Source organism: Microbacterium sp. sgz311019, from assembly GCF_056135325.1.
This window is the reverse complement of the sequence record NZ_JBWAXO010000011.1, coordinates 89,048-115,379: the sequence shown is the minus strand read 5'-3', so window position 1 is coordinate 115,379 and position 26,332 is coordinate 89,048. Positions and strand designations below refer to the sequence as shown.

The window sequence follows — 26,332 nt, the reverse complement described above, 5'->3', positions numbered from 1 at the left end:
GATCCCCCCACGGTCATGACCGCGCCCCTCCCGTGGAGACGCCTCCGCGGGGCAGCAGCGGCGCCGGCGTCGGCGGCGTTGTCCACGTGCCCGTGAGCGGATCGAGCGCCCGCCCGCCATTCGCGAACCATTCCTCATACGTCGTCGGAGCGAGCGTGGCGTCAGGACCCGGAAGCAGCTCGTCTTCCTCGAGCTGCGCACCGAAGTAGCGAGCCAGCGGATCGACGACAACCGATCGCATGTCCGTGCGCGCCCGGAGCGTCCGGTGCACGAGTTCATCCAGCCGGAACCGCTCCGGGCCGGCGAACTCGACCGTGGTGTTCTTCGGATCCCCGACAGCAACGCCGGCGACGGCCGTGGCGACATCGGCGGCAGCCATTGGCTGGAACAGTGCATTCGCCAGTCGCACGACGTGATGATCAGCGCCGGCATCAGCGATGAGCGGGATGAACTCGAAGAACTGGGTTGCATGCACGATGGTGAAGGGATGACCGGCTGAGCGGATGAGCTCCTCCTGCATCGCCTTCGCGACGAAGTACCCGCCCTCCGTGCGCGCCAGTCGATCGGTGCCGACCACGGATAGCGCCACATGGTGAGTGACCCCGGCCGCGGCACCGTAGGTGATCAGGTTAAGGGTGGAGTTGTAGAAGAACTCCTTCGCCGCAGCCTCGTCTTGATATCCCTCGTTCGAGACGTCGACGAGGACCTGCGCACCGTCGAGCGCCTCGGCCAGTCCCTCGCCGGTGTACGAGTTGACGCCCGTCGACCGGGCGGCGGTCACCACCTCATGGCCGTCGGCATCCAGAGTCGCAGCGACCTGAGAGCCGATCAGCCCGGTGCCGCCAATCACCGCGACACGCATGCTGTCCGCCTCTCCGGCCTGAGCGCCCCGCGCGTCGATGTGCTGATGACATTCATGGTCCATCCTCCTCAAGCGGCGAGGATCGCCCCTCGAAGAAGATGACCGGCCAGGGGCTAGATGCGTGACAGCCACCACCCCTGACGGTCACAGATCGGCGATGCCAGCGGCCAGCCTTCTAGGAAGCGGTGCTCCTCAGCCGCAGAACGGAGTCCTCGTGTGGAAGACGTCGCGCTCCCCGCACCGGCCGACGGTCGGGCGGCTCGCGCCGCCCGTCGCATCACTGGAGAAGCCCTGTGCTCGTGAGGCGGTCGATCTCGGTACGCCAGCCATACAGGGGTAGCTCGAGGCGCGCCGACCTTCTTTGAGGTCAGAGGATGAATTCTCGGATCGAGCGAGAAGATCTCCGGATCAGTGAGAACCTGCCGGATGGAGTGGGAACGGACACCGGCGTGTGTGTTGCACTCGATCAATGCGCAGTTCGCCGCGCGATTTGGGTAGAGACGTAAGCACTCAATGCGGCTGACCTCTGGCTGTTTCCACGAAGGATCAACGGCTAGCTGCCCGTCAGCCGCGACGACAAGAGCGCCCCGCGGCCGACGACCAGCCGAATGCCGCTCAGCTCCTCAAACGGGAAGATCGGCCGACTGCATCGAGTTCCGGGTACAGGTCAGCGAGCGAGGAAAAGCGTACTTGTCACGACCCCGCTACTCCGGACGGGGCACATGCCATCTATCACGCACGCTCATCGCAGGCGAAGGTCGGGGGTCGCCGGCAGCAGGTCGACGAGCGTGACATCAAGCGCTTGGCAGAGCGCGAGTAAGGTACGGATGGTGGGGTTCGCCGGCATCCCAGGCTTCGACTCACCCTTCTCGTACTTCTGGTACGTGTACCGGGTGAGGCCCGCGGCGTAGGCGACGTCCTCCTGGCTCAAGCCGCGCTCGAGACGGATCCGGTGGAGATTCACCGCCAAGTCGCTCGCGTACGCGCTCCACGCCGCCTCGTCGGGCCGGGTGCGCTTCGCCATCCATCCAGCGTTTCGAGATGCGTGCTCCCGTATGGCCTAGTCGGTATGGCATAATCCAGGTGGCCATACGAAACAATCTCTTCTTTCTCGACCGCCGCGCTCGCGCGGAATGTCGGCTTGCACGTGTGCTGCTGCGACCCGCCGACTGAGGCCGACCGTCGGGCCGCAGCTCCTGCACCGTCGGCCGTGATTGTCGAGGTCTTGGTGGCTATCGATCCGCGTCCGGTCTGGTGGAGGTCTGTTGACGGCCCGCCGCCGACTCCCTGGGTAGACGTGTTCGCGTCCTTCACCGGAACCGACACTGCCGACGAGTGGGGATTGGCTGCCGCGATCTTCATCGCCCAGACCCGACGTCGCACAGGCATGGGGCCGACGTTCTCGGAGCTGTTCCTCGAGCTCATGCCCGACACCGGCGGCATCCCGTCGTCCATCGCTGACGAGTTCGACTACCGCGAGCGACGCCAGCTCATCGGAGACTTCCGGATTCACGCCGCCATCGAGTGGAGGCGACGCGGCTGGATCAGCTGGGAGCGCGGCGTCGAACGCAGTCTGCGGGTCGGCAAGGTGTTCCGCGCTCACTCGCGACGGTTCCAGGCCGAGCGGGCGGCGAGGATCCGCGCGTGGGAGGAGATGACCGCAGAGGAACTCGCGCTCGAGGGACCCGATCCTCAGCCGGGAGATCGCACCCTCTATGGCGCGGAGGCGGCGGAGTTCGGCGCGCGGCTCATTGAGGAAGCTCTCGAGGACGATGACAGATTCGAGGACAGAAGCCACGGCGACTGATGGTCAGAATGTCCACGGAATCGGTAGTGTTTTGACGTGGCATCGAATGCACTGGCCCGGGACGTGCTGTGGGAGGCCGCGTCGGGTCAGCACGGCTACGTCACCGCAAGCCAAGCAGAAGGACTCGGCGTCACCCGCCGCGCGCTCAATCAACTCGCCGTTCGCGGCACCCTTGAACACGCCTCGTACGGTGTCTACCGGTTCGTGAAGTACCCGTTCGACCAGGCCGACCCCTACATGCGGGCCGTGCTGTGGACCGGCGCTCCGGAAGCTGCCCTGAGCCACGAGACCGCGCTGGATCTCTTCGAGGTCAGCGACATCAACCCGGGACGGATCCATGTCACCGTCGGCGCGCAGCGAAGGATCCGACGAAGTGGCGGGGTCCAATACGTGGTTCGCCGCCAGGAGCTCCGCGCCGAGCAGATCACCTGGTGGCGTGAGGTGCCGATCGTGAAATTGGCGACGGCGATCCGTCAATGTGCGCGTTCCGGGACGCCGACCTACCTGCTCCTCCAGGCCATCTCCAACGGGCACCGAGACGGTCGGCTCGCGACCGCGGAGCGCGACGAGCTCACAGCGCTCGTAGACGCTCGATCGAACGCGACGGCGAGTGTAGCGAAATCTAGTGCGGTATAGCGGAACGCTAGACTTCAGCGGCCCGCCGGATGCTCGACTTCGGACACGGTGTCCTTGTCGGCCGCGTGCGTGGGGCAGAGAGTCCACGCCCACAGGCGGATCACGTACTGGGCGCCTTGCGCACCGCATTCCTCACAAGTGCGGGTGCTTTCCCACTCGGCGGCGCGGATCGCCTCGACGAACTCCTCGTTGTAGACAGAAGGATCATCGCTTGGCTGCGCGTAGAAGCTCAGGGCGCCGAACTTCGACTTGCATTGGTGGAGTACGTAGTTGGGTGCGATCTCGCACAGACGGCGGTCCAGCTGGATGAGCAGCGGGCTCCATCCCGCGCCAACGTCGAGAAGCGGAGGCCAGTCGGGCGCGAACCTGTCCAGGAGCGCTCGAAGCTCCTCCGGTTGCCCGGTCGTCTCTGCTTCCGCATTCAGCCCCACGTGAAGAATCATGCACCGCCGCCACGGCGATGCGAACCCCGACTTACCGGTGGCACTGACCCGATGCGACCGCTGACCCCGCCCAGTCGAGGGCGCTGCGATCGACCTCACGCGTCGGCGATTGCGCGGAACTCGCCGCTCGACAGCAGAGGATCGATGTCGGGTTTGAGGTTGGCACGGTTTAGGACGCCGGTCGGCGGAGCAGGCCACCAGAGGGGTGTTTGCCACCCGCTGGGAACGCGAACGGTGTCGAGGTGGCGGAGCAGGCATGCACGCGTGGAGCGGGCGGAGGCGATCAGCGCCTTGTCGAAGTCGCAGCGGATGGTCTTCACGCCGTAGCTTTTCACGGCTCCGTAGGCGATCATTATCGCCTCGCGGCTGCGGTCGACGACCATCGTCGCGGTCTCGTGCAGGGCACGGCCACCGACGCCGTGGAGGACGCCGGCGACCGCCGCCTGCATGATCTCGACCTGATCGACGGCGGTGAATCGAGGCGTGAGGAGGCAGCGGAGGAACTCGGGATCGATGAGGATCCCGGTCAGCGCAACCGCTTCCGGATAGGCGCAGAGCAGAGCGTCCTCGTACGAGCCGTCGAGGGCGACCTCGAAACCCATTGCCCGCCGCGCGGGCGCGGCCATCCCGTCAACGTCGTCGAGAGCGGCGAGAATGAGCCGTACGGCGAGTTGCAGTTCGCCGGTGTGGAGGGCGATGCCCCGCAGCCAGAGCTTCCCGCTCAACCAACGCTCCGCGCGGCCGTACTCGGGATGCTCCCGAAGGTCGATATCGCGGCCGTCCACGTGCCAGCGCCGATGGTGAAGACAGACCGCTCCCCCGCGACGCCGTGTCGTTGTGGCCGCGCCCGCCGCGCACCGGCGACACTCGGTCCGCGGCGTCTGCGGTCGTGAACACGACCGGCAGCGGGACGGCCGCCACTCATAGTGGCTGCATCGTACGCACATGCCGTGCCGACGCGCATCCGTGGCGAAGTAGCCCTGTGGGAGCCCGCCGAGCGCTTCTACGATCTCGGGAACCCTCTCCACGTTGGGTTTCGTGACCGACAGTCCGCCCAGGTCGCGGATGTGCAGTTTCAGGTCCTGGAACGAGAGCGCGTTGGCGTGCGCGAGCCGGCCGGTGTACCCCACCACCGTCTCGCCGGGAAGCGGGCGGACCGGGATGGGCAGGCGGGGTGGGAGCTTCATGCCACCGGGACCAGCTCGGGTTCTCGGGCCGCTCGCCGGCGACGGTCGTCATCGATCACGGTGCGGAGTCGGGTGAACCGCAGCCGCTCGGTGCCGGACTCCATTGCCTCGATAGTCGCGAGCTGGATGATTCCTGCGACCTCCCCGACGCACCCGTGCGTTGCATCCCACAGCAGGGCCGCGTCGTCGAGGATCTTGCCGGGCGACTGGCTGACGAGTTTCGTGTTGGCCTCGAGGTCTTCCAGCAGCGCCGCCCACCGGTCGAAGCTTCCCTGGCCCTTCAGCGGCGGAGGAGTGAGGTCCATGATCCGGAACCGTGTCGCGACCTGCGCCGCCCACCCGCCGTCCAACAGCCCTGACTTCTCCACGTTCGCACCGGCGTACACGAACGTGGCCTGGCACTTCTCGGACAGCTGCTTCAGATAGTTCGTCGCGTCCTTCGCGCCCGGCCGGTTCTGCTTGAGGTTGTGGATCTCGTCGATGACGATCAGATCGGTGTGACAGTCCGCGACGACCTCGGCGAGATCGTTCAGCAGCTCCGGCGCGGTCATCCGCGGCCGTGTCGGCCGCCCCAAGAACGCGTGGAACTCCTTAAGCAGGGACTTCGGTGTGCAGTCCGCCGGCGTGGACACGTAGATCACGGGGATCGGGCTGTTCATCCCGCGCGGGTTCCCGCGTTCCCGACGGCGGATCTCGAACTCCTTCGCGAGCCAGGTCACCGTCGTCGACTTCCCCGTGTTCGGTACCCCGTTCACGATGATGCCGAGCTTTCCCCCACGCTTACTCGCGTTCGCGACCATCCTCAACCGGAGCTCGTCGCGGATGTTTCGCACCTGCGCGGTCAGGGAGATGCGGCCGTTCTCCATGTACTCCAACCGCCGCATGCAGTAGTCGATCCGCTGCGAATCGGTCAGGGCGTCGAGCTGGGTGCGGGTGAGAAGCCCGGGCTCGTCGAGGCGTTCGGCGACGAAGTCCGCCCACCCCTCCTTGGTCTGCCAGTTCGGTTTCCGCAGGGTCGCGACGTCGAGATCAATCATCGAGACGCTCCCGCACCGGATCGCTCTGACCGGTGAACCCACCCGACTCCACCCAGAGGGCCTCGTCGCCGGGGTCCCCCACAGCCGCCGCGTCCCCGGCGCCGTCGAGGAAGCCGTTGCCTCCCGTGCGGCGGAACCGCGGGTCGGGTGCCACTTCTTCGTCGTCGTCGCCAGCCGTCGATCGGGCGGGCAGTGTGTCATGGATGTGGCTGGTGAGCGCCATCGGGTCCGTCATCGACGCCCGCGCCCGCGTATCCGCACGCGCGGCAGTCGGGTCACCGTATCTGCCGCGACGCAGACCCTCCTTCAACGCCGCCGACTCCCGTGACGTGTCGACGCGGGCTGTCCCGTCTGTCGCGCGGAGGCTGCGAAGGACCTCGTCTCGGAACGGCATCTGCACGTCGCCCGACGTCCACGTCAACGGGACGAACTCTTCGCCGAACTCAAGCCAGATCGTGTAGATGTTGAACGGGTCTCGCCGCAGCGTCCACTTGCGGCCGGCGACCTTCGGGGTGACCGCTGCGATATCCCTCAGCCGTGGTGATGTGTACCGGCGCAGCCCGACGTTGATGCCGTAGTCCTGCAGGGTGCGTTCCTCCCGCGGCAACAGGCTGATGTACTCTTCCCGCCCGAACGGGATCGGCAGCTCCGGAGTGATCTCCCGCAGCATCTTCACTGTCTCCATCGGGGTCATCTTCCGCTTCGGGCGCAGCGGGTCGCGCAGCCCGTCATGCGGGCGGTGCATCCAATGCACCGCGATCCAGTCGTCCAGGAGCTCCTGCACCTGCAGCAGTGTGGGCGCGGGATGCGGGGCGGTGTCCTTTCCCCGGTGCTCGACGCTGCGGCCGACATGGCTGTGCAGGTACTGCGCGAACTGCTCACCGATGGTCCCGAAGTTCGCCTCCACGTGCGGCTTCCCCGTCGGGGTGTACGGGTTGCACTCGATGATCGAGATCCCCAACCGGGCGCACGCTTCCGTGAACGCCCGAGACGTGAAGATCTTCCCGTGATCCACCGTGATGTTCTCCGGGAAGATCACCGGCATCATCAACCGGAACCGATCCAACTCCTCCTGCGAGATCCCATGAGGGTCCGCCCACGCGGCGGACACCAATTCCCGAGTCTCCCGCGCCCCCTGCGGCCGCAGCTCGTACGGCGTCAACGCGCGAGCCAGCAACGTCACAAGATCAGCCGCTTTCGTTCCGCCCGCCCGGACCACTGCCGCGAGCGGTGTCCGGCTACGGATTTCGAGCAGGATCGTCAACTCCGGACGCTCCGTGCCGCCACGCATCGTCACACGGCCGTCATCCAGCATGATCTCCGCATCGAACTTCGTCGAGTCGATCTGCACGTGCTCCCCCAGCCGAGGCGACTCGTGCTGGCCGAACGCGTCCCGCGGACGATTCGCGAGCGACGCACGCGTCTTCGCCGATCGCGTCAGGTGCTTCGCGCGAGGCATCTCGCTGACGATCCGCCGCAACGTGCGGTCGCTAGGAACCTCGAAAGGGGGGCCATCGGCGTAGCGATCAGCGATCGCATAGCGAATGTCGTCGGCGATTCGCCCCTGCGTTCCGGTGGATTGCTTGTCGGCCTGCCTGCAGACCTCGGCGACGATCTCAAGCAGCAAGGGGTCTCGCCGGAAGGGCGTCTTCTCCCGATAGCGCTTGTTGACCAGACCGAGGGCACCGAACGAGCGGTACGCCTCCAGCTTCCGCCAGACCGTCCGCATGTCGACCGATCCTGCCGGCAGTCGAGCGCCGACCTGCTGCGCGATCTCGCGGACGAACAACATCCGCTCGCCCGCGGTCCGTCGGTTCGTCCTCAAAAACTCGTCAAGCCGGACTACGTGTGGCAACCAGATCTCCACCTTGCGCCGCTGCTCGGGCGGCAACACAGCCAGCTGCTTGTCGTCGAACGTGCGCACCGGCCTCAACGAGGTACCCGGCCATTCAACCGTGGGATCGTGTTGGAGTTCGGAGACGAGTACCTCGCGTATGAACCCTTCATCGGTCGCCCGCAAACGCGCGGCTTTCGCGTCGATTGCGATGAGCTCGAACCGGACCCCGTCCCACACGAGCTCGTCACCCAGCTGCAACTTCACTCCCAACCCCTCCCGTTGCACATCGCAGAAGCCTCGAGCTCGAGTCGTCGTGACAGATCCACCTCAAGCGCGCCATGCCAGATCGCCCCGAGAAGCAGCCCTCTCCCCCGGCCGGGCTCCTCGTCGAACATCGGCATCCAGTCCGCCAGCGCCCGCGTCTCGCCGCGATGCGCAGCCAAGGTCACCGCAAGGGAAGTAGGACACGCCCAGCGCGAATACCGGTATCCGGACAGCAGCCGAAGGTTCCAGTCCTGCACCTGCGTCAGATCAGCGAAGAGTCGATACTCAATCCCGAGAGCGGCCGCCCACCCGCTCGTCAACGCGAACAGCTCGGCATCGCGATCCTTGATCCGCTCCCGCGGCCGGACATCCACGACAGTCAGCGAGCCGTCGCCTTTTCTCACGAGGACATCTGGTACGTGCGACCGCCTCAAGCTCGCCCCGGCGAGTCTGAACGGCTGCGTGACAATCTCCACCACCGACGGATCTCGGTCCAGCGTCATCAGCGCGGTCTTCTCGTGCAACGATTCGAACCAGTGATGACGCCCGGTCGTCCGCGCCCAGTACACGCCTGAATAGTTCTTCCGACCCGGGTACGCCTTCGACATCCGGACCGGCTGCAACTGATCCAAAGCGAACTCGCCGACCTGGGCTGCGTCGATGTCACGCAGTCGACCGTTGTGCTTCACCTCGACCGCCGCACCGCGGAGTTCCGACCTCGTGTGGTCGGACGGCGCGACGGTGGTCAGAATCACCTGCCGGAGTCCTCTCAGATCGAGGATGGTGAGCCCTGACAACACGTGTTCGGTAACGCGCTCGTGGCCGTTACCGTACGCCCACCGCCGACCCGCGACACTCGCGACGCGCCGTCCTGCGACAAACCACATGGCCACGGTGACACGCTCATGGCCACGCTGACAGAATCCCTGGCCCCGGTGACAAGTTCGGTGGCCACGGACAGCCGCCGCTCAAGAAGTCACGAAAACATAACGCCGACCTCTTCCCCTCGTTACCGTTCCGTTATAGAGTGTGAACACGGTAGTTGTTTTGCTGTGGCAGCTGCCGACATGTGATTGCAGGACACTCTTGGTGCAAGGGACAAGGGCCGATCGGGAGCCTCTCCGATCGGCCCTTTCTCATGTCCTCATGTGGGCTCGTGCGGTCATCCCGCGGCGGTGAGTGCTAGACGCGCGCGCAGGAATGCCGCCTGCTCGAGCCACTGGTAGGCCTGACCGCCCTCGTGGTCGTTGTACGGATACACCGAGATCTCCCGCGCTCCGGCGTAGCGGTTGAAGGCCGCGTAGACCGTCGACGGAGGGCAGGTCTGATCCATCAGGGCCACCGAGAAGAGCGCCGGCGCGGACGCGCGGCGCGCGAAGTTCGCGCCGTCGAAGTACGAGAGCGTGTCGAAGATCCGGGATGCCGCACCCCGGTGCACGGCCAGGTAGCGGACGATCTCCTCATAGGGGAAGTTGTCCGTGAGACCCACGGCGCGCTCGAAGTGGCAGAGGAACGGGACATCGGGCATGACGGCGACGAGCCCATCGCTGAGTGCCCCGGCCGCGAGGGTGATCCCGCCGCCCTGGCTGCCTCCCGTCACGGCGACGCGAGCAGGGTCGACCTGGGGCGTGGTGCGCACGGCATCCACCGCACGGACCGCATCGGTGAAGACGCGACGGTAGTAGTAGTCGGCGGGGCGCTCGATGCCCCGCGTCATGAAGCCCGGCGTGGAGGGGCCCGCGCCGTGCGGATCGGGCGTGTGACCACCCATCCCCCATCCAGAGCCCTGGCCGCGCGTGTCCATGAGGAAGTACGCGAAGCCCGCGGCGGGCCACTGCAGGCGCTCGGTGGGCAGACCGCGGCCGCCGCCGTACCCGAGGAATTCGACGACCGCCGGCAGCGGCTCGCTCGCGCCGGCCGGCACGATGAACCACCCCTTGACGGGGTCGCCGGCGAAGCCGGGGAAGGTGACGTCGAAGACGTCGAAGGCGGTCAGCGGCGTCTCGGCGCGCTCGACGACGACGTCGCCGCCTGCCGCGCGCGCGTCGGCGATCGTGGTCCGCCAGAAGTCGTCGAAGTCCGCGGGCTCACGCACCTCGGGACGGTAGGACTCGAGTTCGGGAAGGGTCATCTCCAGCCACGGCATGCATCCAACGCTAGCGGCGTCGCGACCCGCGCGATGCCGCAGCTACACCCCGCCGCCGCCCCCACCACCACCGCCGCCGCCCGCGCCGCCGCCTCCGCCGGAGCCGCCGGACGTCGACGACGAGGATGCCGCGGCCGCCGACAGCGTGCCGACCTGGGACGAGAACGTCGACGCGTCGAAGCCGTTCATGCCGACGTACCAGTACGGACCGGCGACACCCGTCGCCGCGTACAGCACGACGAGCTGTCTGGCCCACTCCTGCTCCTGGCCGAAGATCACCGCGAACGGCAGGAGCTTCTCATAGAGCTTGAGCATCTGTGCGGCGTCGTTCACGTCGATCGGCACGCGCTCTGCACCGCGCGGGGACTGCAACATCCGGATGCGGTCGGCCTCCGCCCACTCGATGAACACGCGCAGGCCCTCGAGGTGGTCACGGGCCTCGGCACCGGCAGCCGACAGCGGCCGGCGGGAGAGCAGGCCCGCCGTCACGACGGCGCACGCGACCGACACGATGATCGCGGCGATGACCCAGATCCCCGCCACTCCCGCCCCGATCGCCGCGATGCCCGAGACGATGACGACGGCGGCGAAGAGCCAGGCGAGCAGGATCGGGACCGCGCGCACCCGAGGCGGCACCGCCCGCCGCAGACCCCGCGAGCGCAGCTGCGCCGACGCCCACGACGACACCTTGCGAGCCGCGGCGGCGAAGGCGCTGTTCTGTCTGCCGAATACGAACACGGTATCGGAGCCGAACATGCCGTCCAGAAGCATCCGACCGTCCACATCCGCGCGCGCTCGATCGATGAGCTCCGCCTGCAGCCGGGTCCGGCCGAACACCCCGTGCTCGACCTCGACGATCCGGATGCTGCCCGCCACCGCCTGCTCGAGCACCTCGGCGGGGACGACCTTCGACGTCCGGGTGAGAAGGGCCGCGCTCAGTGCCGCGTCGAAGCCCGCAGGGGGCTCGTACTCCGCGATGATGGTCGGCCGTCCCGGATCGTCGCGCAGCCGGCGGATGCGGACCACCACGGCTGCGACGAGCATCCCGAACACGCCGACGAGTGCCACGAGCTGGATCCAGCCCCACGGCGATCCGAAGGGCGAGCTGTCGAAGAGGACGAACGTGCCTTTGGCGAAGCCGACGGCGATCGTGAGCGTCTCGTGCGGCGGCACATCCGCGATGCCGGCCGCGGCCGTCGCGCCGCCCGAGGTCTTCGTCACCGTGATGTCGCACCGATGGGTCGACCCCTGCGGACCGTGGTAGCAGGCCTGCTGCCCGGTGAGCGCCGCGGCGAGCGACGCATCCATCGTCAGTGTCGTCGTCACGCGGCCGAACGTCTGCGGCCAGTCGACGCCGTTGACGTCCCAGTAGAACTCGTCGGCTCCGGTGTCGGCGAAGGTCCACGTGACGTTGCGCAGCGTGTAGGTGAAGACGTAGGTCTGCGGCCCGTGCACGAACTGCGGCGAGCGCGAGGTCATCGTGAACGTGCCGTCGCTGCTGTCGGTCTCGGACTCGCGCGGGTTCCCCTGCCCGTCGGTGATCGAGACGAGCTTCGGGAACAGCGGCTGGCCGTTGTACGAATCGGGGATGCTGCGCCGCATCCCGTGGTTCTGATCCGTTGCCGGGAAGTCCGCGACGAACGTCTCGACCACGGTGAGCGTGCTGGTGCCGTCCTTCGCGCGCCCGAGCGTGTACCGGGCGTCCATGCTCGCGAACGAGAAGTCGTCGACCCCCGCGACGACCACACCCGCGGATGGGGTGGTCCGCGCGATCGCCGGCGACGTCAAGAGGGCGATGGATGCCGCCACCCCCGCGACGACGGCGAGCCACCGCATCGCCCCTCGAGCCGCCCGAAACCGCCGCATCCGCTGCATGGGTCCATGCTAGAGAGGGCGCCGCTACAGTGAATCCATGACCGACCGCCGCCTCGCCGTCGATGCCTGGGAGAGCCTCTTCCGCGCGCAGCACGAGGTGTTCGAGGAGATCTCAGCGGACTTCGAGGGCACCGAGCTGTCGCAGGGCGAGTACGACGTGCTGCTGACGGTCATGCGATCCCCCGACACGACCGCGCGCCTTCGGACGGTCACCGCCAACATGCTGATCAGCCAGCCGAGCGTGTCACGCCTGGTCGAGCGGATGGTCGCACGCGGGCTCCTCACCAAGTGCCCCGATCCGGAGGACGGACGCGGCGCCCTCGTGACGGCGACGGAGGAGGCGGCCGACCGCTTCACCGCCCTCGCGGCCCGGCACGGGGTCACGATCGCGGCCCGGATGTCGCGGCTCGACGACGCCGAGCTCGCCGATCTCCAGCGCCTGACGGCGAAGCTGCGGGTTCCGCGCGACGAGCGCTGACCGGCCCCGGCTTCAGCGCGTGGCGGACGCGCGCGAGTCGCTGTCGAGCAGCACGACCGTCTCCTCGAGCGTCGCCGGCACGGATCGCACCTCGGCGGGGATGCCGCCGAGCGCCTGCGCGACGCGGCGACGCAGGGAAGGGGTATCGTCAGCGCGCCCCGCGACCCGGATGTCGCGGCCGCTGAGCATGATCGGCATGTCCGACCTGTCGAGGGCGGCGAAGGCCGCCTGCCAATCGGCACTGCGGACGAGCAGGGCCGTCGCCGAGCCGACGAGATCCGCGACCGTGCCATGCTCGGCGACGCGGCCGTTCGCGAGCAGGACGAGCCGGCTGCACTGCTCGGCCTCCTGCAGATAGTGCGTCGTCACGATGACCGCACGGCCGGCTTCCGCCTGGGCGTGGATGGTGTCCCAGAGTCGGGCGCGCCCGATGGGGTCGACGCCCGAGGTCGGCTCGTCGAGCACGAGCAGCTCCGGGCTGTGGCTGAGTGCCAGCGCGAATGCCAGTTGCCGCTCTCGGCCGAGCCCGATGCCGGCGACGACGCTCGACCGCACCTCGCGCAGCGCGGGCGGGAGCTGCGGCGCCCGAGCCCCGTAGACGCGCGAGAGGAAGGCGGCGTTCTCCTTGACGCTGAGGCTCGTGTAGAGGCCGAGCCCCTGCGGAACGTAGCCGAGCCGTCGGCGCGAGGCGTTGTCCGGAGCGCGCCCGAACAGGGAGACATCGCCCCCGTCGGCGCGTTCGAGCCCGAGCAGGATCCGCAGAAGGGTGGTCTTGCCTGCACCATTGGCGCCGATGAGCCCCACGATCTCGCCCGGGTGCACCTCGAGGCTCACGTCGTCGACCGCGGTCATGCGTCCGAACCGCTTGACCACCTCGCGCGCGGTCGCCGTCGCCCCGCCGCCACGGCGCGTCTCGCTGGGGGCTGCGGCCTCGTGCCGGCCCTCCCGCGAGCCCTCGGGGTGCGCCGACCGCCACGCCGCCCTGCCCACCGGAGCCTGCTCGACCTGCGCGCCGCCGCCGCCTCCGGTCGCGAGCGACAGCGCGATGAGGGAATCCTCGAAGTCCGGCGGATCGAGGATCGTGGCGCCGTCGGCATCCACCCCCGGGGGGATCCAGACGTGACGTGCTCTCCCCCGCCGCCACGCACGTCCCGCCACAGCGGCGGGCGGCGCGGCAGACGAAGGGAGGAGTCCGACCCGCCCCGGCACTGCGGCGACGATGTCGTCGGGCGTGCCGGATGCCAGCATCCGTCCGCCCTCGAGCGCCAGGACGGATGCCGCCCGCTGCGCCTCGTCGAGATACGTCGTCGACATGACGACCGTGGTCCCCTCGCCGGCGGTCGCGGAGATGAGGCGCCACAGCTCGACCCGGCTCACCGGATCGACCCCCGTGCTCGGCTCGTCGAGCAGCACCAGGTCCGGCTCGTGCAGGATCGCCAGCACGAATCCGAGCTTCTGCCGCATCCCTCCGGAGAGCTCTCTGCCGAGCCTTCGGCGCGCACCCTCGAGCCCCGCGCGTCCGAGCAGCAGCGACGACCGCGACCGGATCGCGGATGCCGCCATCCCGTACGACCGGCCCACGAACGCGACGTTCTCGTCCACCGTCATCGACGGCCACACGCCCGAGGTCGCGTGCTGATACCCGATGCGGGAGCGGTCGACGGTGCGCACCTCCCCGACGTTCGCACGGACGCGGTTCGCGAGCACCCGGAGGAGGGTCGTCTTGCCCGCGCCGTCGCCGCCGACGACCGCCGTCACCTCACCGGGATGCGCGGCGAGTGTGACATGGGTCAGGGCGTGCACCTGACCGAACCGGACGCCGACGCGCTCGACGCCGAGGATCACGCAGTCACCTTCTCGGTGGACTGCTCGGGGGCGTGCCCGGCGACCTTCCTCTGATGCACCGGAGAGATGCTGCGGCCGAGGCGCACGACGGCCAGCCCGAAGATGACGATCGCCATCACGGCGAGGATCATCACAGGGAACCACAGGGAGTCCCATCCCGCGCCGCGGATCATCACGCCCTGCGAGACCATCGTGAACCACGTCAGCGGCAGGAGGTAGCCGATCCACCGGACGCCGGCGGCCATCGCCGACAGCGGGAAGATCATGCCGGACAGGAGGATCTGCGGCAGCAGGATCAGGAACGCGAGCTGGATGGCCTGCCCCGTCGTGCGCGAGACCGACGAGATCAGCACGCCGAGCCCGAGCACGACGAACAGGAACAGTCCCGCCCCGACGGCGAAGATCCACGGGCTGCCGTTGAACGGCACGCCGAACAGCAGCAGCCCGAGCGTGGTGATCAGCGCCATGTCGAAGCACGCCAGCAGGAAGTAGGGCGTGATCTTGCCGAGGACGACGGAGCCGGCTCGCAGCGGCATGACCGCCAGCTGCTCGAACGTGCCTGCCTCACGCTCGCGCACGAGGCCGATCGACGTGATGATCGTGCCGATGAACGTCAGGATGAGGCCGATGATCGCCGGGATCATGACCCACGAGGTCTTGAGGTCGGGGTTGAACAGGATGCTGACGGTCAGCGTCGGCACCGGCACCGTGGTCCCGGGCGGGGCGGATGCCTGCGCCTTCGCCGTCTGCATCGCCAGCTGCTGCTGCACCTCGGCGAAGATCGTCTTTGCCGCCTGGGCGGCGAACAGGTTCGAGCCGTCGATGGAGACGTCGGCCGTCAGAGCGCCGGAGCCCGGCACGGCGTAGATCGCGACATCCGCCTTGTCGTCGCGGAGCTCCGTCGTCGCGTCGTCCTTGGTCCCACTCGGGTCGGTGACGACGACCGTGAGGTGGTCCTTCAGCTGCGCATTGCCGTCGATGAGCTTCGTGACGTCGTCCGCACTCGGTCCGTAGACCGCGACGCTCAGGTTCTCGACGGTGAAGTTCGCCGCATAGCCGAAGATGATGAGCAGCAGCAGCGGCATCACGATCAGCAGGGCGAGCGTGCGCCGATCCCGGCGCAGTTCCTGGAACTCCTTGAGCATGATCGCGCGCATGATCGCCTCCGGCTCAATAATTCACCGCGTGATGAATTGGTTCAAGGGGACGGCGCATCCAGGTACCGCTGCACACTCGGCGCGACCCATGCGACGAGCTCGTCGACGGAGGCGTCGGCCAACGGCGCGAGCCGGAGGACGTACCGCGCGAGGAGCAGGCCGGCGACCTGGGTCGCGACCAGCGAGGCGCGCAGCTCCCCATCCGGGACGCCGATGCCCGCCGCGATCCGGCCCAGCAGCTCGCGGTTGAGGAATCCGGCCAGCAGCGGGGTCGCGACCTTGTTGCCGATCGCGGTGCGCATCACGAGGATGCCGCGGCGACGGGCCTCGGGCTGCTCCCACGCATCCAGCACGTATCGCACGATCGCCTCGCCGACCTGGTCCCGCGGACCCGCGAGGATCTCGGGGATCTTCAGGTCGGGACGCATCGGCGCACCGACGATCTCGCCGAAGAGGTCGGCCTTCGTCCCGAAGTAGTGGTGGAGCAGGGCAGCATCCACTCCCGCCCGCCCGGCGATGCCGCGCATGGTGGCGCCGTCGTACCCGAGGTCGGAGAACTCCGCCGTCGCGGCCGCGACGATGCGCTGCCGGGCATCCGACCTCCCACGAGGCCGGCCCCGGCGCTTCGCCGGCGCGGCGTGTTCGGGCATGGGTTCAGGGTAACCCTGGACCCTGCCGCGCGCGGTGTCCCTTACGTGGTCTTCCCGGCGCGCGCCCAGATGCCGAATGCGTTCGGCAGGCTGTCGACGTACGGTGCGAGCTCCGGGCAGTGGCGGGTCAGCACGGCACCCATGGATGCGTCGCGCACCCACTGCATCCCCTCCGGCGTGTACACGTCGTCGGTGAACGCGTCCGTGAAGAACCTGTCGCTGTTGAGGCGCCGCGACGCCATCAGCACGAAGATGCGGAACGCCGTGTCGCTGAAGGCGAAACCTTCCGGCAGATCCTCCGCCATGACGCCGGGGATGAGGTCGAGGTCCTCGAGCTTGCCGTCGTACGCCTCCTCGAGTTCCGCGGCCCACTCCTTGTTGCTCGTGACCTCGCCGAAGGTCTCGGGCACGGTCAGGTGCAGCAGCCGGCGGAACTCGCAGTAGCGGGGAACGCCGAGTTCGCGGCAGCGCGTGATGTCGAGCGCCGCCATGTCCATGATCTTGCCGTCCGGCCGCGTGTACTGCTGCAGGCCGCGAGGGAAGTTGTGCAGCGTCACGAGCCCCGGGTTCATCGTCCCGAACGTGTACAGAAGGTCGCCGAGCGAGATGTTCTGCAGGATCGGCACGGCGTGCGGTCCGGTGAGCTCGGTGAACTGCTTCGCTCCGAGCGTGGGGGCGTCATCCTTCGCCGCGCGGAAGTCGTAGTCGTCGGGCACGAGCGGATGCATGCGGTAGACCGCGACGAACTCCTCGGTCAGCGCGTACGGCACGCCGTAGTCCTCGGTGTGGGTGCCCGGGATGCCGCGCAGCGCCTCGTTCTTCGAGAACGCGGCGACGAAGTCGTGCAGCTTCTCGCCGGCGAGCCCGTACCAGTTGACGTGGAGCGCCTCGGCGGCGGTGGGATGCGCCGTCACCGCGGGCGTCCATTCGACCGTGTGGATCTTGGCGATCACGGCGCAGGTGACCAGCCGCGCCTTCTGGAAGAGCGTCTCGTCGTCGAAGTCCGGGTGCGTCTTGGCGAGGTGGTCGGCGACGGCGTTGTGCTCGCGGGTGAACAGCGCCTGCAGCATTCCCAAGCCGAGCCAGAAGCCGGGAGTGCGGGTCGGGTCCTTGGCCGGATCGTCCGGGATGGGCGGGAGCCCATTCACCAGTCGCAGGCGGCCGCCCGCGCCCTCGCGCAGGAACATCTGCGTGGGAAGGTCGTTGCCGTAGATCGACGAGCCGTCCCACCAGTGGGTGTTCGTGTTGATCCAGGTGCGAGGTCCCGTGGCGTCCGGCGGCGAGGTCGGGTCGTCCGGCACGCGCATGACCTGCACCGGCGGAGTCGGCCACGTGTCGCCCTCGACCGGCGGCATGACCCAGGGCCGGTCGGTGGGGCTCGTGCCGTGGCGGAACCAGTCGTGGATCATGAACTGCAGCCACGAGGCGATGATCGCGTTGCCCGCGGTCGCGGCATTGAGCTTGTCGCGGGTCATCAGCTTGAGGCTGAGGGCCCGGGGGTTCGGGATCAGCATCCGTTCGTCGTCGCGCTCGGTGTTCTCGAGCGGGACGTTGCGGCCGAAGCGCGTGTTCGCCATGCCCATCTCGGGGTGCTCGAGGTCGTTCCAGCTGCCGTCCGGCGTGCGCTCGGTGAGGAACCGCTCCTCGAACGGCGGCGCCGTCGTCGGGTTGACGGCAGGGAGCCGGCTGGTGTCGTAGAGGTTGTGCTGGCGGAGGGTGTCGCGGATGCCGATGAGCTGCGCCAGACCCAGCGGCTTCGGCAGCTCGTACCACGGCTTCTCGCGCGACCAGTCGTCGGTGACATGGTCGTACCAGCGCTGAAACGGCCCCGGTTTGTCCGGCTCGTCCGCGGTGCTCTCGTACTCGGCGACGCGCTCGTCGGTCACTCCCCTCCCGACGGGCGGTCCCGACTCGGCCGGCGCCGCAGGCGGGGCGGAGGGTGAATCGAGGGTGGGGGCTCCGGCGACCGGCGCGCTCTCGTCCTGGGGTTCCATGGTGCGCTCCTCTCACGGTGAGGAGCAGGATGCACGCCCCCTGATACGGCTTAGCACTCGATGACGTTCACGGCCAGACCGCCTTCGCTCGTCTCCTTGTATTTGTGGGACATGTCGATGCCGGTCTGCCGCATCGTCTCGACCACCGTGTCGAGTGACACGTAGTGCGATCCGTCGCCGCGCAGGGCCAGACGGGCCGCCGTGACGGCGGTGGATGCGGCGATGGCGTTGCGCTCGATGCACGGGATCTGCACCAATCCGCCGACCGGATCGCACGTGAGGCCGAGGTGGTGCTCCATCGCGATCTCGGCCGCGTTCTCGATCTGCCGGTTGGTCCCGCCCATGACGGCGGTGAGACCCCCGGCCGCCATCGCGCACGCCGAGCCGACCTCGGCCTGACAGCCGCCCTCGGCGCCCGAGATGGAGGCGTTGGCCTTGAACAGCGAGCCCAGCGCGGTTGCGGTGAGGAGATAGCGGCGGATGCCGCGGCGGCGGTTGGCTTCGGCAAGCTGCGCCGGGTCATCGATCGCGCCGACGGCGGCGAGCGAGGCGTGCGCGCCGAAGCCGAGGAGGGCCGAGCCGACGAGCTCGCCGTAGGGCGTGACCGCGTTCTCGGCGCCGAGGCCGGCGTCGGCGAGGAACCGCCACCAGTACATCGCGACAGCCGGGACGATGCCCGCCGCCCCGTTCGTGGGAGCCGTCACGACCCGTCCGCCGGACGCGTTCTCCTCGTTGACCGCGAGCGCGAAGGCGCCGAGCCACTCCCCCGGCAGCTCGCGATGCCGGTGCGCCTCGATCGAGTCCAGCTGCTCCCGGATGGATCCGGCCCGGCGCTTGACCTTGAGCATGCCCGGCAGCACGCCGTCCGCGTGAAGGCCGGCGTCGACGCATCCCGACATCGCATCCCAGATCGCGTCCAGGCCTGCGGCGACCTCGGCCTCGGAGCGCTGCGACTCCTCGTTGCGCCGCGCGACCTCGGCGATCGTCCAGCCGTTCAGGTCGCACAGCTCGAGAAGCTCCTCCGCGCTGCCGTAGTCGAACGGATAGGCGTGGGCGTCGAGCTTCGGCGGCTCGCCGTCGCGACGGATGAAGCCGCCGCCGATGGAGTAATACGTGTCCTCGGCGACGACGGCGCCGTCGGCGTCGAACGCCTTCAGCGTCATCGCGTTGGGATGACCCGGGAGTCTCGTCCGGGGGACGAAGGCGATGTCGGCCTTCGCGAACGGCACAGCGTGCACGCCGTCGAGCAGGAGCTCGCGCCCCTCGGGCCAGTCGGTCCACGCCGACCGCACGGCATCCGGATCCACGGTCTCCGGCCGGAGTCCCTGAAGCCCCGCGACGACCGCGTCCGGGGTGCCGTGACCCAGTCCGGTGGCGCCGAGCGACCCGAAGAGGTCGCATGTCACGCGGGAGACACGGTCGATGACGCCCGCCGATCGCAGACGGACGGCGAAGTCGACGGCCGCGCGCATGGGGCCGACTGTATGGGAGCTCGAGGGTCCTACGCCGATGGAGAACAGCTCGAACGCCGAGACGTAAGCGCTCACCCACCAAGGCTACCCGGGCGCGACCAACCGGATGCGCGAAGGCTCTCGGCTGAACCCTGTGCGAGTCATAGGGAATCCTTGGCGAGCGCTGAACGTGTTGATCGGAACCGCTCCTAGTTTCCTCATTGGAACTTCTTTGCCCGAAAGGTCCCCGATGACGAGTCCCGACTCTCCGCCAGCGCCCTCCCCCACGAAGCGGCCCTGGTGGCGCCGGCCGATCACGATCGTCAGTGCGGTCGTGGTCGTGCTCCTTGTCGCAGGGGGCGTGACCGCCTTCGCCATCATGCGGCCCTCGGCCGCAGCCGCCGATCGCACCTACACGGTGACCACGGGCACCGTCGAGCAGACGGTGAGCGCGACGGGGACGCTGGAGCCGGCGAACCAAGCCGACCTCTCGTTCGCGTCGAGCGGCACCGTGCAGACCGTCGACGTCAAGGTCGGCGACACCGTCACGGCGGGGCAGACGCTCGCCACGATCGACCCCGCCACCCTGCAGGCCGATGTCGATCTCGCGCAGGCCACGCTCGCCCAGGCGCAGGCGCAGGTGTCCGCCGCCTCGGGCTCGACGGCGGTCGCCGCCGCGAACGCGCAGCTCGCGTCCGCGCAGGCGAAGCTGACCCTCACCCAGTCGGCGCTGACCGGGGCGACCATGACATCGCCGATCGCGGGGATCGTCGCATCCGTGAACCTCACCCCAGGCACCACCGAGAGCGGCTCGAGTGGCTCGACGGGCGCCACCGGGTCGACGGGCTCGACCGGCTCCTCGCGCGCCGGCACCGGCTCGACCGGCGGCGCCGGCTCGACAGGCGGCACCGGCTCGACGGGCTCGAGCAGCGCGCAGATCACGGTCATCTCGCCGACCGCGTGGGTCGTCGACGCCTCCGTCGGAAGCAGCGACCTCGCATCGCTGAAGCCCGGACTGCAGGCGCAGATCACGCCGACCGGCGCCCGCCAGGCCCTGTTCGGCACTGTGCAGACGATCGGCATCGTCGCAACCGCGTCGGGCACCGGCGCCGCGACCTTCCCCGTGACGATCGCCGTCACGGGCGCGCAGAGCGGGCTCTATTCGGGCACGACCGCGTCCGTCTCGATCGTCGTGAAGCAGCTGGGCGACGTGCTCGCCGTGCCCACGATGGCGCTGAGCTCGGCGAACGGCAAGACGACGGTGACGGTGCGCAAGAACGGCAAGGACTCCCGCGTATCGGTGACCGTCGGCGCCGTGTACGGCGCCGAGACGCAGATCACCTCCGGCCTCAGCTCCGGCGACGTCATCGTGCTGCCGAGCTTCGTCGGCACCGGCACGACGGGAACCACCGGCACCACGGGTCGCGGGTTCGGCGGGGGCGGCTTCGGCGGAGGAGGGTTCGGCGGAGGAGGCGGCGGGGGCGGCCAAGGCGGGGGCACGGGCAGCGGCATCCGCACGGGAGGCAACGGATGAGCGGCGACCCGTTCGGCGGTCTCGGCATCCCCGAGACGCCCGAGGCCGTGGAGTCCGGCACCGGGCCGGGCACCGAGCACCCCATCTTCGAGCACCCCATCATCGAACTCAGCGACGTGCGGAAGACCTACCTCGCGGGCCAGCTCGCGGTCGATGCCCTGCGCGGCATCACCCTCCGTGTGGATGTCGGCGACTACGTCGCCGTCATGGGCCCGTCGGGCTCGGGCAAGTCGACACTGATGCACATCCTGGGCTGCCTCGACGTGCCGACTTCGGGCACCTACCTGCTGTCGGGTGAGAACGTCGGAGACCTCGGCGAGGCGCGGCTCGCCGAGATCCGCAACCGGCGCATCGGCTTCGTCTTCCAGCAGTTCAACCTGCTGGCCTCGATGACCGCGCTGCGCAACGTCGAGCTGCCGCTCGTCTACGCAGGCGTCGGCCGCGAGGAGCGTCGCGTCCGCGCGGCGGCGGCCCTCGAGAGCGTCGGCCTCGGCAACCGCCTCGATCATCGCCCCGGGGAGCTGTCCGGCGGCCAGCAGCAGCGCGTCTCCGTGGCGCGGGCGCTCGTCACGGAGCCGAGTCTGCTCCTCGCGGACGAGCCGACGGGAAACCTCGACTCCGCGTCGACGGACGACATCCTGAACCTGTTCGACGACCTGCACGGGCAGGGCCGGACGATCGTCGTCATCACGCACGAGCACGAGGTCGCCGCGCGCGCCGCGCGCACGGTGCTCATCCGCGACGGCGAGCTGACCGATGCGGAGGTGGCCGCGTGAACGTCGGCGAGACCATCCGCACCGCACTCGACGCCATCCGCAGCCGCCGGCTGCGCTCCGCCCTGACCGTGCTCGGCATCCTGATCGGCATCGCCGCGGTCATGCTGACCGTCGGTCTCGGCCAGGGCGCCCAGCAGAAGGTGACCGACCAGATCAACTCCCTCGGCTCCAACCTGCTCGTCGTGACGCCGGGCAGTACGACGAGCACGACGGGCGTGCGCGGAGGTTTCGGCTCGGCGTCGTCGCTGACCTCCGCCGACGCGACGCTGCTCGCCGATCAGAGGGTCGCGCCCGACATCGCGGCCGTCGCGCCGGTCTCCACCGGGCAGCAGCAGGTGGACGCCGGCGCGCAGAACTGGACGACCTCGGTCGTCGGCACGACCCCCGCATGGGAGCAGGTGCGCGCCCGGAGCACGAGCCAGGGACGCTTCTTCACGACGCAGGAGGTGAACTCCGCGGCCCGCGTCGCGGTCATCGGATCGACCACCGCGAGCCAGCTGTTCGGCATCCGCAACCCGGTCGGCGAGACCGTCACGGTTGCCGGTGTGCCCTTCACCGTGATCGGGATGCTGAACACCGCCGGCTCCACGATCGGCGGCGACCAGGACGACCAGCTCGTCGTGCCCGCCACCACGTACGCTGCCGCGTTCTCGTCGTCGGGCGGCGCATCCGTGTCATCGATCTACGTGGAGGCGGCGAGCCAGGACACGCTGTCTGCGGCCTACCAGGAGGCGTCGAACGCCCTGATGACCAGCCACGGGCAGTCCGCGGCGACGGCGGACTTCACCGTCAACAGCCAGGCGTCTCTCGTGCAGACGGCCACCGCGACCACGGCCATCCTGACCGTCCTCCTCGCCGGCATCGCCGCGATCTCGCTGCTCGTCGGCGGCATCGGCGTGATGAACATCATGCTCGTGTCGGTCACCGAGCGGGTGCGCGAGATCGGACTGCGCAAGGCCCTCGGCGCGACGCCGCGGGCGATCCAGCGGCAGTTCCTCGTCGAGGCCAGCATGCTCGGGCTCGTCGGAGGCGCCATGGGCGTGCTCGTGGGCGTCGTCTTCGCGCTCATCCTCACCCCCGTGATCGGCTTCCCGGTCGCGATCTCGCTCCCCGCGGCGCTCGGCGCGCTCGTCGTGTCGCTCGGCATCGGCGTCGTCGCCGGCGTCTACCCCGCACGGCGTGCCGCCAGGCTCGCCCCCATCGACGCACTGCGCAGCGAGTGAACGCTGCGAACGGATCCCCAGGAGTGATGACATGAACACCCGCAGACTCGCCCTCGTGGCACTGGTCGTGGCCGCAGGCCTCGGACTCGCCGGATGCGCCGCCGGGACGCCCGCACCCGCTGCCTCCGTCGCACAGGGCCCGCGCGGCTACGGCTACGGCGGCGGACAGGGCGGACAGGGCCGCTTCCAGGGCGGCGCCTTCCCCGGCGCCGTCGGACGGGTCGCCGCTGTGTCCGGCAGCACGGCGCAGGTGCAGAGCACGACGCGACAGACCGCCGTCACGTGGACGGCGTCGACCACCTTCACCACGCAGGTGAGCGCTTCGTCGTCGGATCTCAAGGCCGGCGACTGCGTCGTCGCGCGCCCCGCCGTCCCGTCCGGCACGGGCGCGAAAGGCGGCACGAGCTCCGGCGGCTCCGCGACCACGGTCGCGGCGGCGACGATCGAGTTGTCGGCGCCCGTCGACGGCACGTGCAGCGTCGGTATCGGCGTCGGCGGCAACGGCCCGGGCCAGCGCCCGAGCGGCGCACCTACGGCGGGCCCGGGCACGGGCACGGGCAGCGGCTCGACGCGCACTCCGCGCGGCTTCGGCGGCTTCGGTGCCGTCGGCACGATCACGTCCGTGTCGGACGGCTCGCTCGTCGTCGCCGAGAAGCGCGGCAGCGCGACCGGGAATGTGACCGTGACGTGGGGCTCGTCCACGACCTTCACGAAGCTGCAGGCGGGCGCGGCATCCGACGTCGTCGTGGGCGTGTGCGTGCTCGCCCAGGGCAAGACCGACGACACCGGCGCGCTCACGGCGAGATCGATCGCGGTGAGTCCCGCCATCGACGGCACCTGCGCGACGGGCTTCGGCGGACGCGGCGGCGGGCAGGGCGGTCCCGGGAACGGCGCGACGCCCGGCACGGGCACGGGGGGAAAGAATGCGTGACCTCCGGCGCTCGAAGCGGCCGTGGCTGATCGGCGGCGCGGTCGCCGCCGTGATCGTCGTCGCCGGCGCAGGTCTCACGGCGAGTGCCCTGGGGGGCGGCGGCACCGGCAAGCGGACAGCCGTCGCCGACACGGGCACAGTCGAGCAGACGCTGACGCTCAGCGGCACGATCGCCCGGCCGAGCGAGGTCACAGCGTCCTTCCCGACCACGGGGACCGTGACCGCGGTCTCGGTCTCGGTCGGGCAGACCGTGCAGGCGGGGACGCCGCTCGCGACGATGGATGCCGGCCCCCTGAACGCCGCGGTCCTCTCGGCGCAGGCGACGCTCGCGCAGGACGAGGAGACCCTTGCCCGCGATCAGACCACCACGGGATCAGTCGGATCCTCCGCCTCGGCGAAGTCCGGCGGTGCATCGGCGTCGAGGTCGGGCGGCGGCACGACACAGGCGCTCGCCAAGCTCACGAGCGCGCTCGAGGCGGAGCAGACCGCGTGCGCGCCGGTGCTGAAGTCGGGCTCGGGCGCGCGGGGCACTCCCGCGGACTCCGGCACCGCCGCATCGGGAACGGCGGGGGCCGGGGGAACAGGGGATGCCGCCGGCAGCGGAGCGGCAGGGGATGCGACGCCCGCGCCGACGGCATCCCCCACGGACACCCCCACGCCGTCGCCCACCCCGATCCCGAGCCCGTCGCCGTCCTCGGGATCGACCGGAGGCGCCAGCAGCGGCGGCACCGTGACCGCGGCCCAGATCGCGGCATGCCAGGCGGCGCTGGCCGCCGCCGACCGCGCACTGCAGCAGGCCGGCGCGGTCGTGCAGCAGGCTCTTTCTTCGGCGACGCAGGCGGCGACGGCCGCTGCGACGGCGTCCCGCAGTGGGAGCGCGGGCAGCGCGGGGAGCAGTTCGAGCGCCGCGACCGCCTCGCGCGTCGCGGCCGACCAGGTCGCGATCCTCCAGGACCAGGCGGCCGTGACGCAGGCGCAGACGAACGCAGCCGGCGCCACCCTCACCGCGCCGATCGCCGGAACGGTGGCCCGCATCGATTACGTTCCCGGCCAGCAGGCGACGTCGGGCGCCGGCGTCGTCATCGTCGGGCCCGGTCCCGCGACCGTCACCGTCCAAGTGCCGCTCGCCGACATGCCGCTCGTCGCGGCGGGCCTCACGGCGACGGTCACGCCCGCCGGGGCCTCGGCATCCGCCGCCGGCGCCGTGACGAGCGTCGACCTCGTGCCGTCGTCGAGCTCCGGCTCGACGCCCACCTACCCGGCGCAGGTCGAGGTCGCGACCCCGACGGCGTCGATGGCTCCGGGCTCAGGCGCAGTCGTGGTGATCGGCATCCGCACGGTCAGCGACGCGGTGCGCGTGCCCGCCTCCGCCCTATCCGGGGTGAGCTCCGGAAGCAGCACCGTCACCGTCATCAGCGGCTCCGGCAGCACGGTCACCCGCGTGGAGGTCGGCGCAGTCGGAGGCGGCTGGGCGCAGATCACCAGCGGGCTGAAGGCCGGTCAGCAGGTGCTCCTCGCCGACCCGTCGCAGGCTCTCCCGTCGAACAACCCGGTCGGGCGCGTGGGCGGCGGGCTCGGCGGCGGGTTCGGGGGCGGCGGGTTCGTCCGCCGCGCCACCGGGGGCTGATCCGCCCGCGAAACGGGCCGTGGGAAGCGGACGGAGGGATGCCTCGGCACGCTGTGCCGAGGCATCCCTCCGTCGTTCGCGCCGCGGTCAGCCGCGCTGGGCTCCCGCGGACGCCACCTGGAGCGCCGACTCGTGCAGACGCTCGAGCGCCCCCGCCCCCTTCAGGTCGGCCCAGCCCGCCGACGACGCCTCGAGGGCGAACGCGAGGCCGAGGGCGTAGTCGATATCGCCCTCGTCGTCACCCCGGTGCGGTGCGGGCGGCCACGGGAACGGCGGCCACCGGCGCGGCGGGCAGATGTCGTCGCCGGGCTCGAACGCGACATTGAGCACCTGCGCGTAGCCGGCCGCACGCACCAGCTCGGCGCCGACCGCGGCGCCGTATGCCATGGCGGGAGGCATGTGGACCTCCGCCTTCTCCACTGCGAAACGCTGACGCAGACCGCCGCCGATTCCCCCGCCGACGATCTCCCAGATCTGCGGGTATCTCCGCGCGATGATCGCGATGATCGAACTGCTGAGCGCCATCCTGTACTCCTTCGACCCGCCGGTGCCGCTTCAGGCGTCCCGGGCTG

At 69.7% G+C, this 26,332-nt stretch carries 23 protein-coding genes; 8 read left to right on the top strand and 15 right to left on the bottom strand.

Annotation, left to right across the window (positions count from 1 at the left end):
* Positions 1-13: 13 nt before the first annotated feature.
* Together AC0NZN_RS16620 and AC0NZN_RS16615 are read right to left on the bottom strand one after the other, a co-directional pair.
* Positions 14-862 carry an SDR family oxidoreductase gene (locus tag AC0NZN_RS16620; protein WP_474593434.1) on the bottom strand — a complete coding sequence of 283 codons (849 nt, stop codon included), beginning with the start codon at positions 860-862 and terminating at the stop codon, positions 14-16.
* Between the two features lie 742 nt (positions 863-1,604).
* Positions 1,605-1,886 (bottom strand): helix-turn-helix domain-containing protein, encoded by a 282-nt coding sequence (locus AC0NZN_RS16615; protein ID WP_474593433.1) that lies wholly within the window; start codon positions 1,884-1,886, stop codon positions 1,605-1,607.
* 318 nt (positions 1,887-2,204) lie between these two features.
* Here AC0NZN_RS16615 and AC0NZN_RS16610 point away from each other — a divergent pair, with 318 nt between their 5' ends.
* Positions 2,205-2,669, top strand: coding sequence for a hypothetical protein (locus AC0NZN_RS16610; RefSeq protein WP_474593432.1), 465 nt, complete (start codon positions 2,205-2,207; stop codon positions 2,667-2,669).
* Positions 2,670-2,705: 36 nt separating this feature from the next.
* Positions 2,706-3,305 carry a type IV toxin-antitoxin system AbiEi family antitoxin domain-containing protein gene (locus tag AC0NZN_RS16605; protein WP_474593431.1) on the top strand — a complete coding sequence of 200 codons (600 nt, stop codon included), beginning with the start codon at positions 2,706-2,708 and terminating at the stop codon, positions 3,303-3,305.
* Between the two features lie 14 nt (positions 3,306-3,319).
* On the opposite strand, the gene AC0NZN_RS16600 is transcribed toward AC0NZN_RS16605, so the two are convergent.
* The 7 genes from AC0NZN_RS16600 to AC0NZN_RS16570 form a co-directional block, all read right to left on the bottom strand.
* On the bottom strand, positions 3,320-3,748 hold the full coding sequence (locus AC0NZN_RS16600; protein WP_474593430.1) for a hypothetical protein: 429 nt from the start codon (positions 3,746-3,748) through the stop codon (positions 3,320-3,322).
* A 95-nt stretch (positions 3,749-3,843) separates the two neighbouring features.
* Complete coding sequence (locus AC0NZN_RS16595) at positions 3,844-4,473, bottom strand: hypothetical protein (protein WP_474593429.1); 630 nt, start codon at positions 4,471-4,473, stop codon at positions 3,844-3,846.
* Between the two features lie 458 nt (positions 4,474-4,931).
* A complete protein-coding gene (locus AC0NZN_RS16590; protein ID WP_474593428.1) occupies positions 4,932-5,972 on the bottom strand; it encodes a TniB family NTP-binding protein in 1,041 nt (346 codons plus the stop codon).
* Positions 5,965-7,764 (bottom strand): Mu transposase C-terminal domain-containing protein, encoded by a 1,800-nt coding sequence (locus AC0NZN_RS16585; protein ID WP_474593427.1) that lies wholly within the window; start codon positions 7,762-7,764, stop codon positions 5,965-5,967. The genes AC0NZN_RS16590 and AC0NZN_RS16585 overlap by 8 nt, the downstream gene beginning before the upstream one ends.
* Positions 7,765-8,069: 305 nt before the next feature.
* Positions 8,070-8,960, bottom strand: a complete 891-nt coding sequence (locus AC0NZN_RS16580; protein ID WP_474593447.1) for a TnsA-like heteromeric transposase endonuclease subunit — start codon at positions 8,958-8,960, stop codon at positions 8,070-8,072.
* 275 nt (positions 8,961-9,235) lie between these two features.
* On the bottom strand, positions 9,236-10,219 hold the full coding sequence (locus AC0NZN_RS16575) for an acetylxylan esterase (RefSeq protein ID WP_474593426.1): 984 nt from the start codon (positions 10,217-10,219) through the stop codon (positions 9,236-9,238).
* 42 nt (positions 10,220-10,261) lie between these two features.
* The gene (locus AC0NZN_RS16570; protein ID WP_474593425.1) at positions 10,262-12,055 is read right to left on the bottom strand and encodes a DUF2207 domain-containing protein; all 1,794 of its coding nucleotides are present in this window, start codon (positions 12,053-12,055) and stop codon (positions 10,262-10,264) included.
* Between the two features lie 76 nt (positions 12,056-12,131).
* Between AC0NZN_RS16570 and AC0NZN_RS16565 the strand changes: the two genes are divergently transcribed.
* Entirely contained in the window at positions 12,132-12,572 is a 441-nt protein-coding gene (locus tag AC0NZN_RS16565) for a MarR family winged helix-turn-helix transcriptional regulator (protein WP_474593424.1), read from the top strand.
* Between the two features lie 12 nt (positions 12,573-12,584).
* Here AC0NZN_RS16565 and AC0NZN_RS16560 read toward each other — a convergent pair whose 3' ends face one another.
* Genes AC0NZN_RS16560 through AC0NZN_RS16540 form a run of 5 tightly spaced genes read right to left on the bottom strand, consistent with a single transcriptional unit; the run spans position 12,585 to position 19,765 of the window.
* On the bottom strand, positions 12,585-14,417 hold the full coding sequence (locus AC0NZN_RS16560) for an ATP-binding cassette domain-containing protein (protein ID WP_474593423.1): 1,833 nt from the start codon (positions 14,415-14,417) through the stop codon (positions 12,585-12,587).
* Complete coding sequence (locus tag AC0NZN_RS16555; protein WP_474593422.1) at positions 14,414-15,574, bottom strand: ABC transporter permease; 1,161 nt, start codon at positions 15,572-15,574, stop codon at positions 14,414-14,416. Before AC0NZN_RS16555 ends, AC0NZN_RS16560 begins: the two co-directional genes overlap by 4 nt.
* Positions 15,575-15,615: 41 nt before the next feature.
* A complete protein-coding gene (locus AC0NZN_RS16550; RefSeq protein WP_474593421.1) occupies positions 15,616-16,224 on the bottom strand; it encodes a TetR/AcrR family transcriptional regulator in 609 nt (202 codons plus the stop codon).
* Positions 16,225-16,265: 41 nt separating this feature from the next.
* A complete protein-coding gene (locus tag AC0NZN_RS16545) occupies positions 16,266-18,218 on the bottom strand; it encodes a peroxidase family protein (protein ID WP_474593420.1) in 1,953 nt (650 codons plus the stop codon).
* Between the two features lie 50 nt (positions 18,219-18,268).
* A complete protein-coding gene (locus AC0NZN_RS16540) occupies positions 18,269-19,765 on the bottom strand; it encodes an L-serine ammonia-lyase, iron-sulfur-dependent, subunit alpha (RefSeq protein WP_474593419.1) in 1,497 nt (498 codons plus the stop codon).
* A 154-nt stretch (positions 19,766-19,919) separates the two neighbouring features.
* Here AC0NZN_RS16540 and AC0NZN_RS16535 point away from each other — a divergent pair, with 154 nt between their 5' ends.
* The 5 genes from AC0NZN_RS16535 to AC0NZN_RS16515 are packed head-to-tail and all read left to right on the top strand — an operon-like array spanning position 19,920 to position 25,760.
* Positions 19,920-21,203, top strand: coding sequence for an efflux RND transporter periplasmic adaptor subunit (locus tag AC0NZN_RS16535; protein ID WP_474593418.1), 1,284 nt, complete (start codon positions 19,920-19,922; stop codon positions 21,201-21,203).
* Positions 21,200-21,979, top strand: a complete 780-nt coding sequence (locus AC0NZN_RS16530) for an ABC transporter ATP-binding protein (protein ID WP_474593417.1) — start codon at positions 21,200-21,202, stop codon at positions 21,977-21,979. The genes AC0NZN_RS16535 and AC0NZN_RS16530 overlap by 4 nt, the downstream gene beginning before the upstream one ends.
* Entirely contained in the window at positions 21,976-23,202 is a 1,227-nt protein-coding gene (locus AC0NZN_RS16525) for an ABC transporter permease (RefSeq protein WP_474593416.1), read from the top strand. Before AC0NZN_RS16530 ends, AC0NZN_RS16525 begins: the two co-directional genes overlap by 4 nt.
* 31 nt (positions 23,203-23,233) lie before the next feature.
* A complete protein-coding gene (locus tag AC0NZN_RS16520) occupies positions 23,234-24,133 on the top strand; it encodes a DUF5666 domain-containing protein (RefSeq protein WP_474593415.1) in 900 nt (299 codons plus the stop codon).
* The gene (locus AC0NZN_RS16515) at positions 24,126-25,760 is read left to right on the top strand and encodes an efflux RND transporter periplasmic adaptor subunit (RefSeq protein WP_474593414.1); all 1,635 of its coding nucleotides are present in this window, start codon (positions 24,126-24,128) and stop codon (positions 25,758-25,760) included. The genes AC0NZN_RS16520 and AC0NZN_RS16515 overlap by 8 nt, the downstream gene beginning before the upstream one ends.
* Positions 25,761-25,847: 87 nt before the next feature.
* On the opposite strand, the gene AC0NZN_RS16510 is transcribed toward AC0NZN_RS16515, so the two are convergent.
* Positions 25,848-26,285, bottom strand: a complete 438-nt coding sequence (locus AC0NZN_RS16510) for a hypothetical protein (RefSeq protein ID WP_474593413.1) — start codon at positions 26,283-26,285, stop codon at positions 25,848-25,850.
* Positions 26,286-26,332 lie beyond the last annotated feature (47 nt).

Excerpts from the sequence above, each read along its gene's own strand:
- AC0NZN_RS16620 (WP_474593434.1), bottom strand. The coding sequence starts at position 862 with ATGCGTGTCGCGGTGATTGGCGGCACCGGGCTGATCGGCTCTCAGGTC.
- AC0NZN_RS16615 (WP_474593433.1), bottom strand. The coding sequence starts at position 1,886 with ATGGCGAAGCGCACCCGGCCCGACGAGGCGGCGTGGAGCGCGTACGCG.
- AC0NZN_RS16600 (WP_474593430.1), bottom strand. The coding sequence starts at position 3,748 with ATGATTCTTCACGTGGGGCTGAATGCGGAAGCAGAGACGACCGGGCAA.
- AC0NZN_RS16590 (WP_474593428.1), bottom strand. The coding sequence starts at position 5,972 with ATGATTGATCTCGACGTCGCGACCCTGCGGAAACCGAACTGGCAGACC.
- AC0NZN_RS16585 (WP_474593427.1), bottom strand. The coding sequence starts at position 7,764 with ATGTTGTTCGTCCGCGAGATCGCGCAGCAGGTCGGCGCTCGACTGCCG.
- AC0NZN_RS16580 (WP_474593447.1), bottom strand. The coding sequence starts at position 8,960 with ATGTGGTTTGTCGCAGGACGGCGCGTCGCGAGTGTCGCGGGTCGGCGG.
- AC0NZN_RS16575 (WP_474593426.1), bottom strand. The coding sequence starts at position 10,219 with ATGCCGTGGCTGGAGATGACCCTTCCCGAACTCGAGTCCTACCGTCCC.
- AC0NZN_RS16570 (WP_474593425.1), bottom strand. The coding sequence starts at position 12,055 with ATGCGGTGGCTCGCCGTCGTCGCGGGGGTGGCGGCATCCATCGCCCTC.
- AC0NZN_RS16565 (WP_474593424.1), top strand. The coding sequence starts at position 12,132 with ATGACCGACCGCCGCCTCGCCGTCGATGCCTGGGAGAGCCTCTTCCGC.
- AC0NZN_RS16555 (WP_474593422.1), bottom strand. The coding sequence starts at position 15,574 with ATGCGCGCGATCATGCTCAAGGAGTTCCAGGAACTGCGCCGGGATCGG.
- AC0NZN_RS16550 (WP_474593421.1), bottom strand. The coding sequence starts at position 16,224 with ATGCCCGAACACGCCGCGCCGGCGAAGCGCCGGGGCCGGCCTCGTGGG.
- AC0NZN_RS16545 (WP_474593420.1), bottom strand. The coding sequence starts at position 18,218 with ATGGAACCCCAGGACGAGAGCGCGCCGGTCGCCGGAGCCCCCACCCTC.
- AC0NZN_RS16535 (WP_474593418.1), top strand. The coding sequence starts at position 19,920 with ATGACGAGTCCCGACTCTCCGCCAGCGCCCTCCCCCACGAAGCGGCCC.
- AC0NZN_RS16530 (WP_474593417.1), top strand. The coding sequence starts at position 21,200 with ATGAGCGGCGACCCGTTCGGCGGTCTCGGCATCCCCGAGACGCCCGAG.
- AC0NZN_RS16520 (WP_474593415.1), top strand. The coding sequence starts at position 23,234 with ATGAACACCCGCAGACTCGCCCTCGTGGCACTGGTCGTGGCCGCAGGC.
- AC0NZN_RS16515 (WP_474593414.1), top strand. The coding sequence starts at position 24,126 with ATGCGTGACCTCCGGCGCTCGAAGCGGCCGTGGCTGATCGGCGGCGCG.
- AC0NZN_RS16510 (WP_474593413.1), bottom strand. The coding sequence starts at position 26,285 with ATGGCGCTCAGCAGTTCGATCATCGCGATCATCGCGCGGAGATACCCG.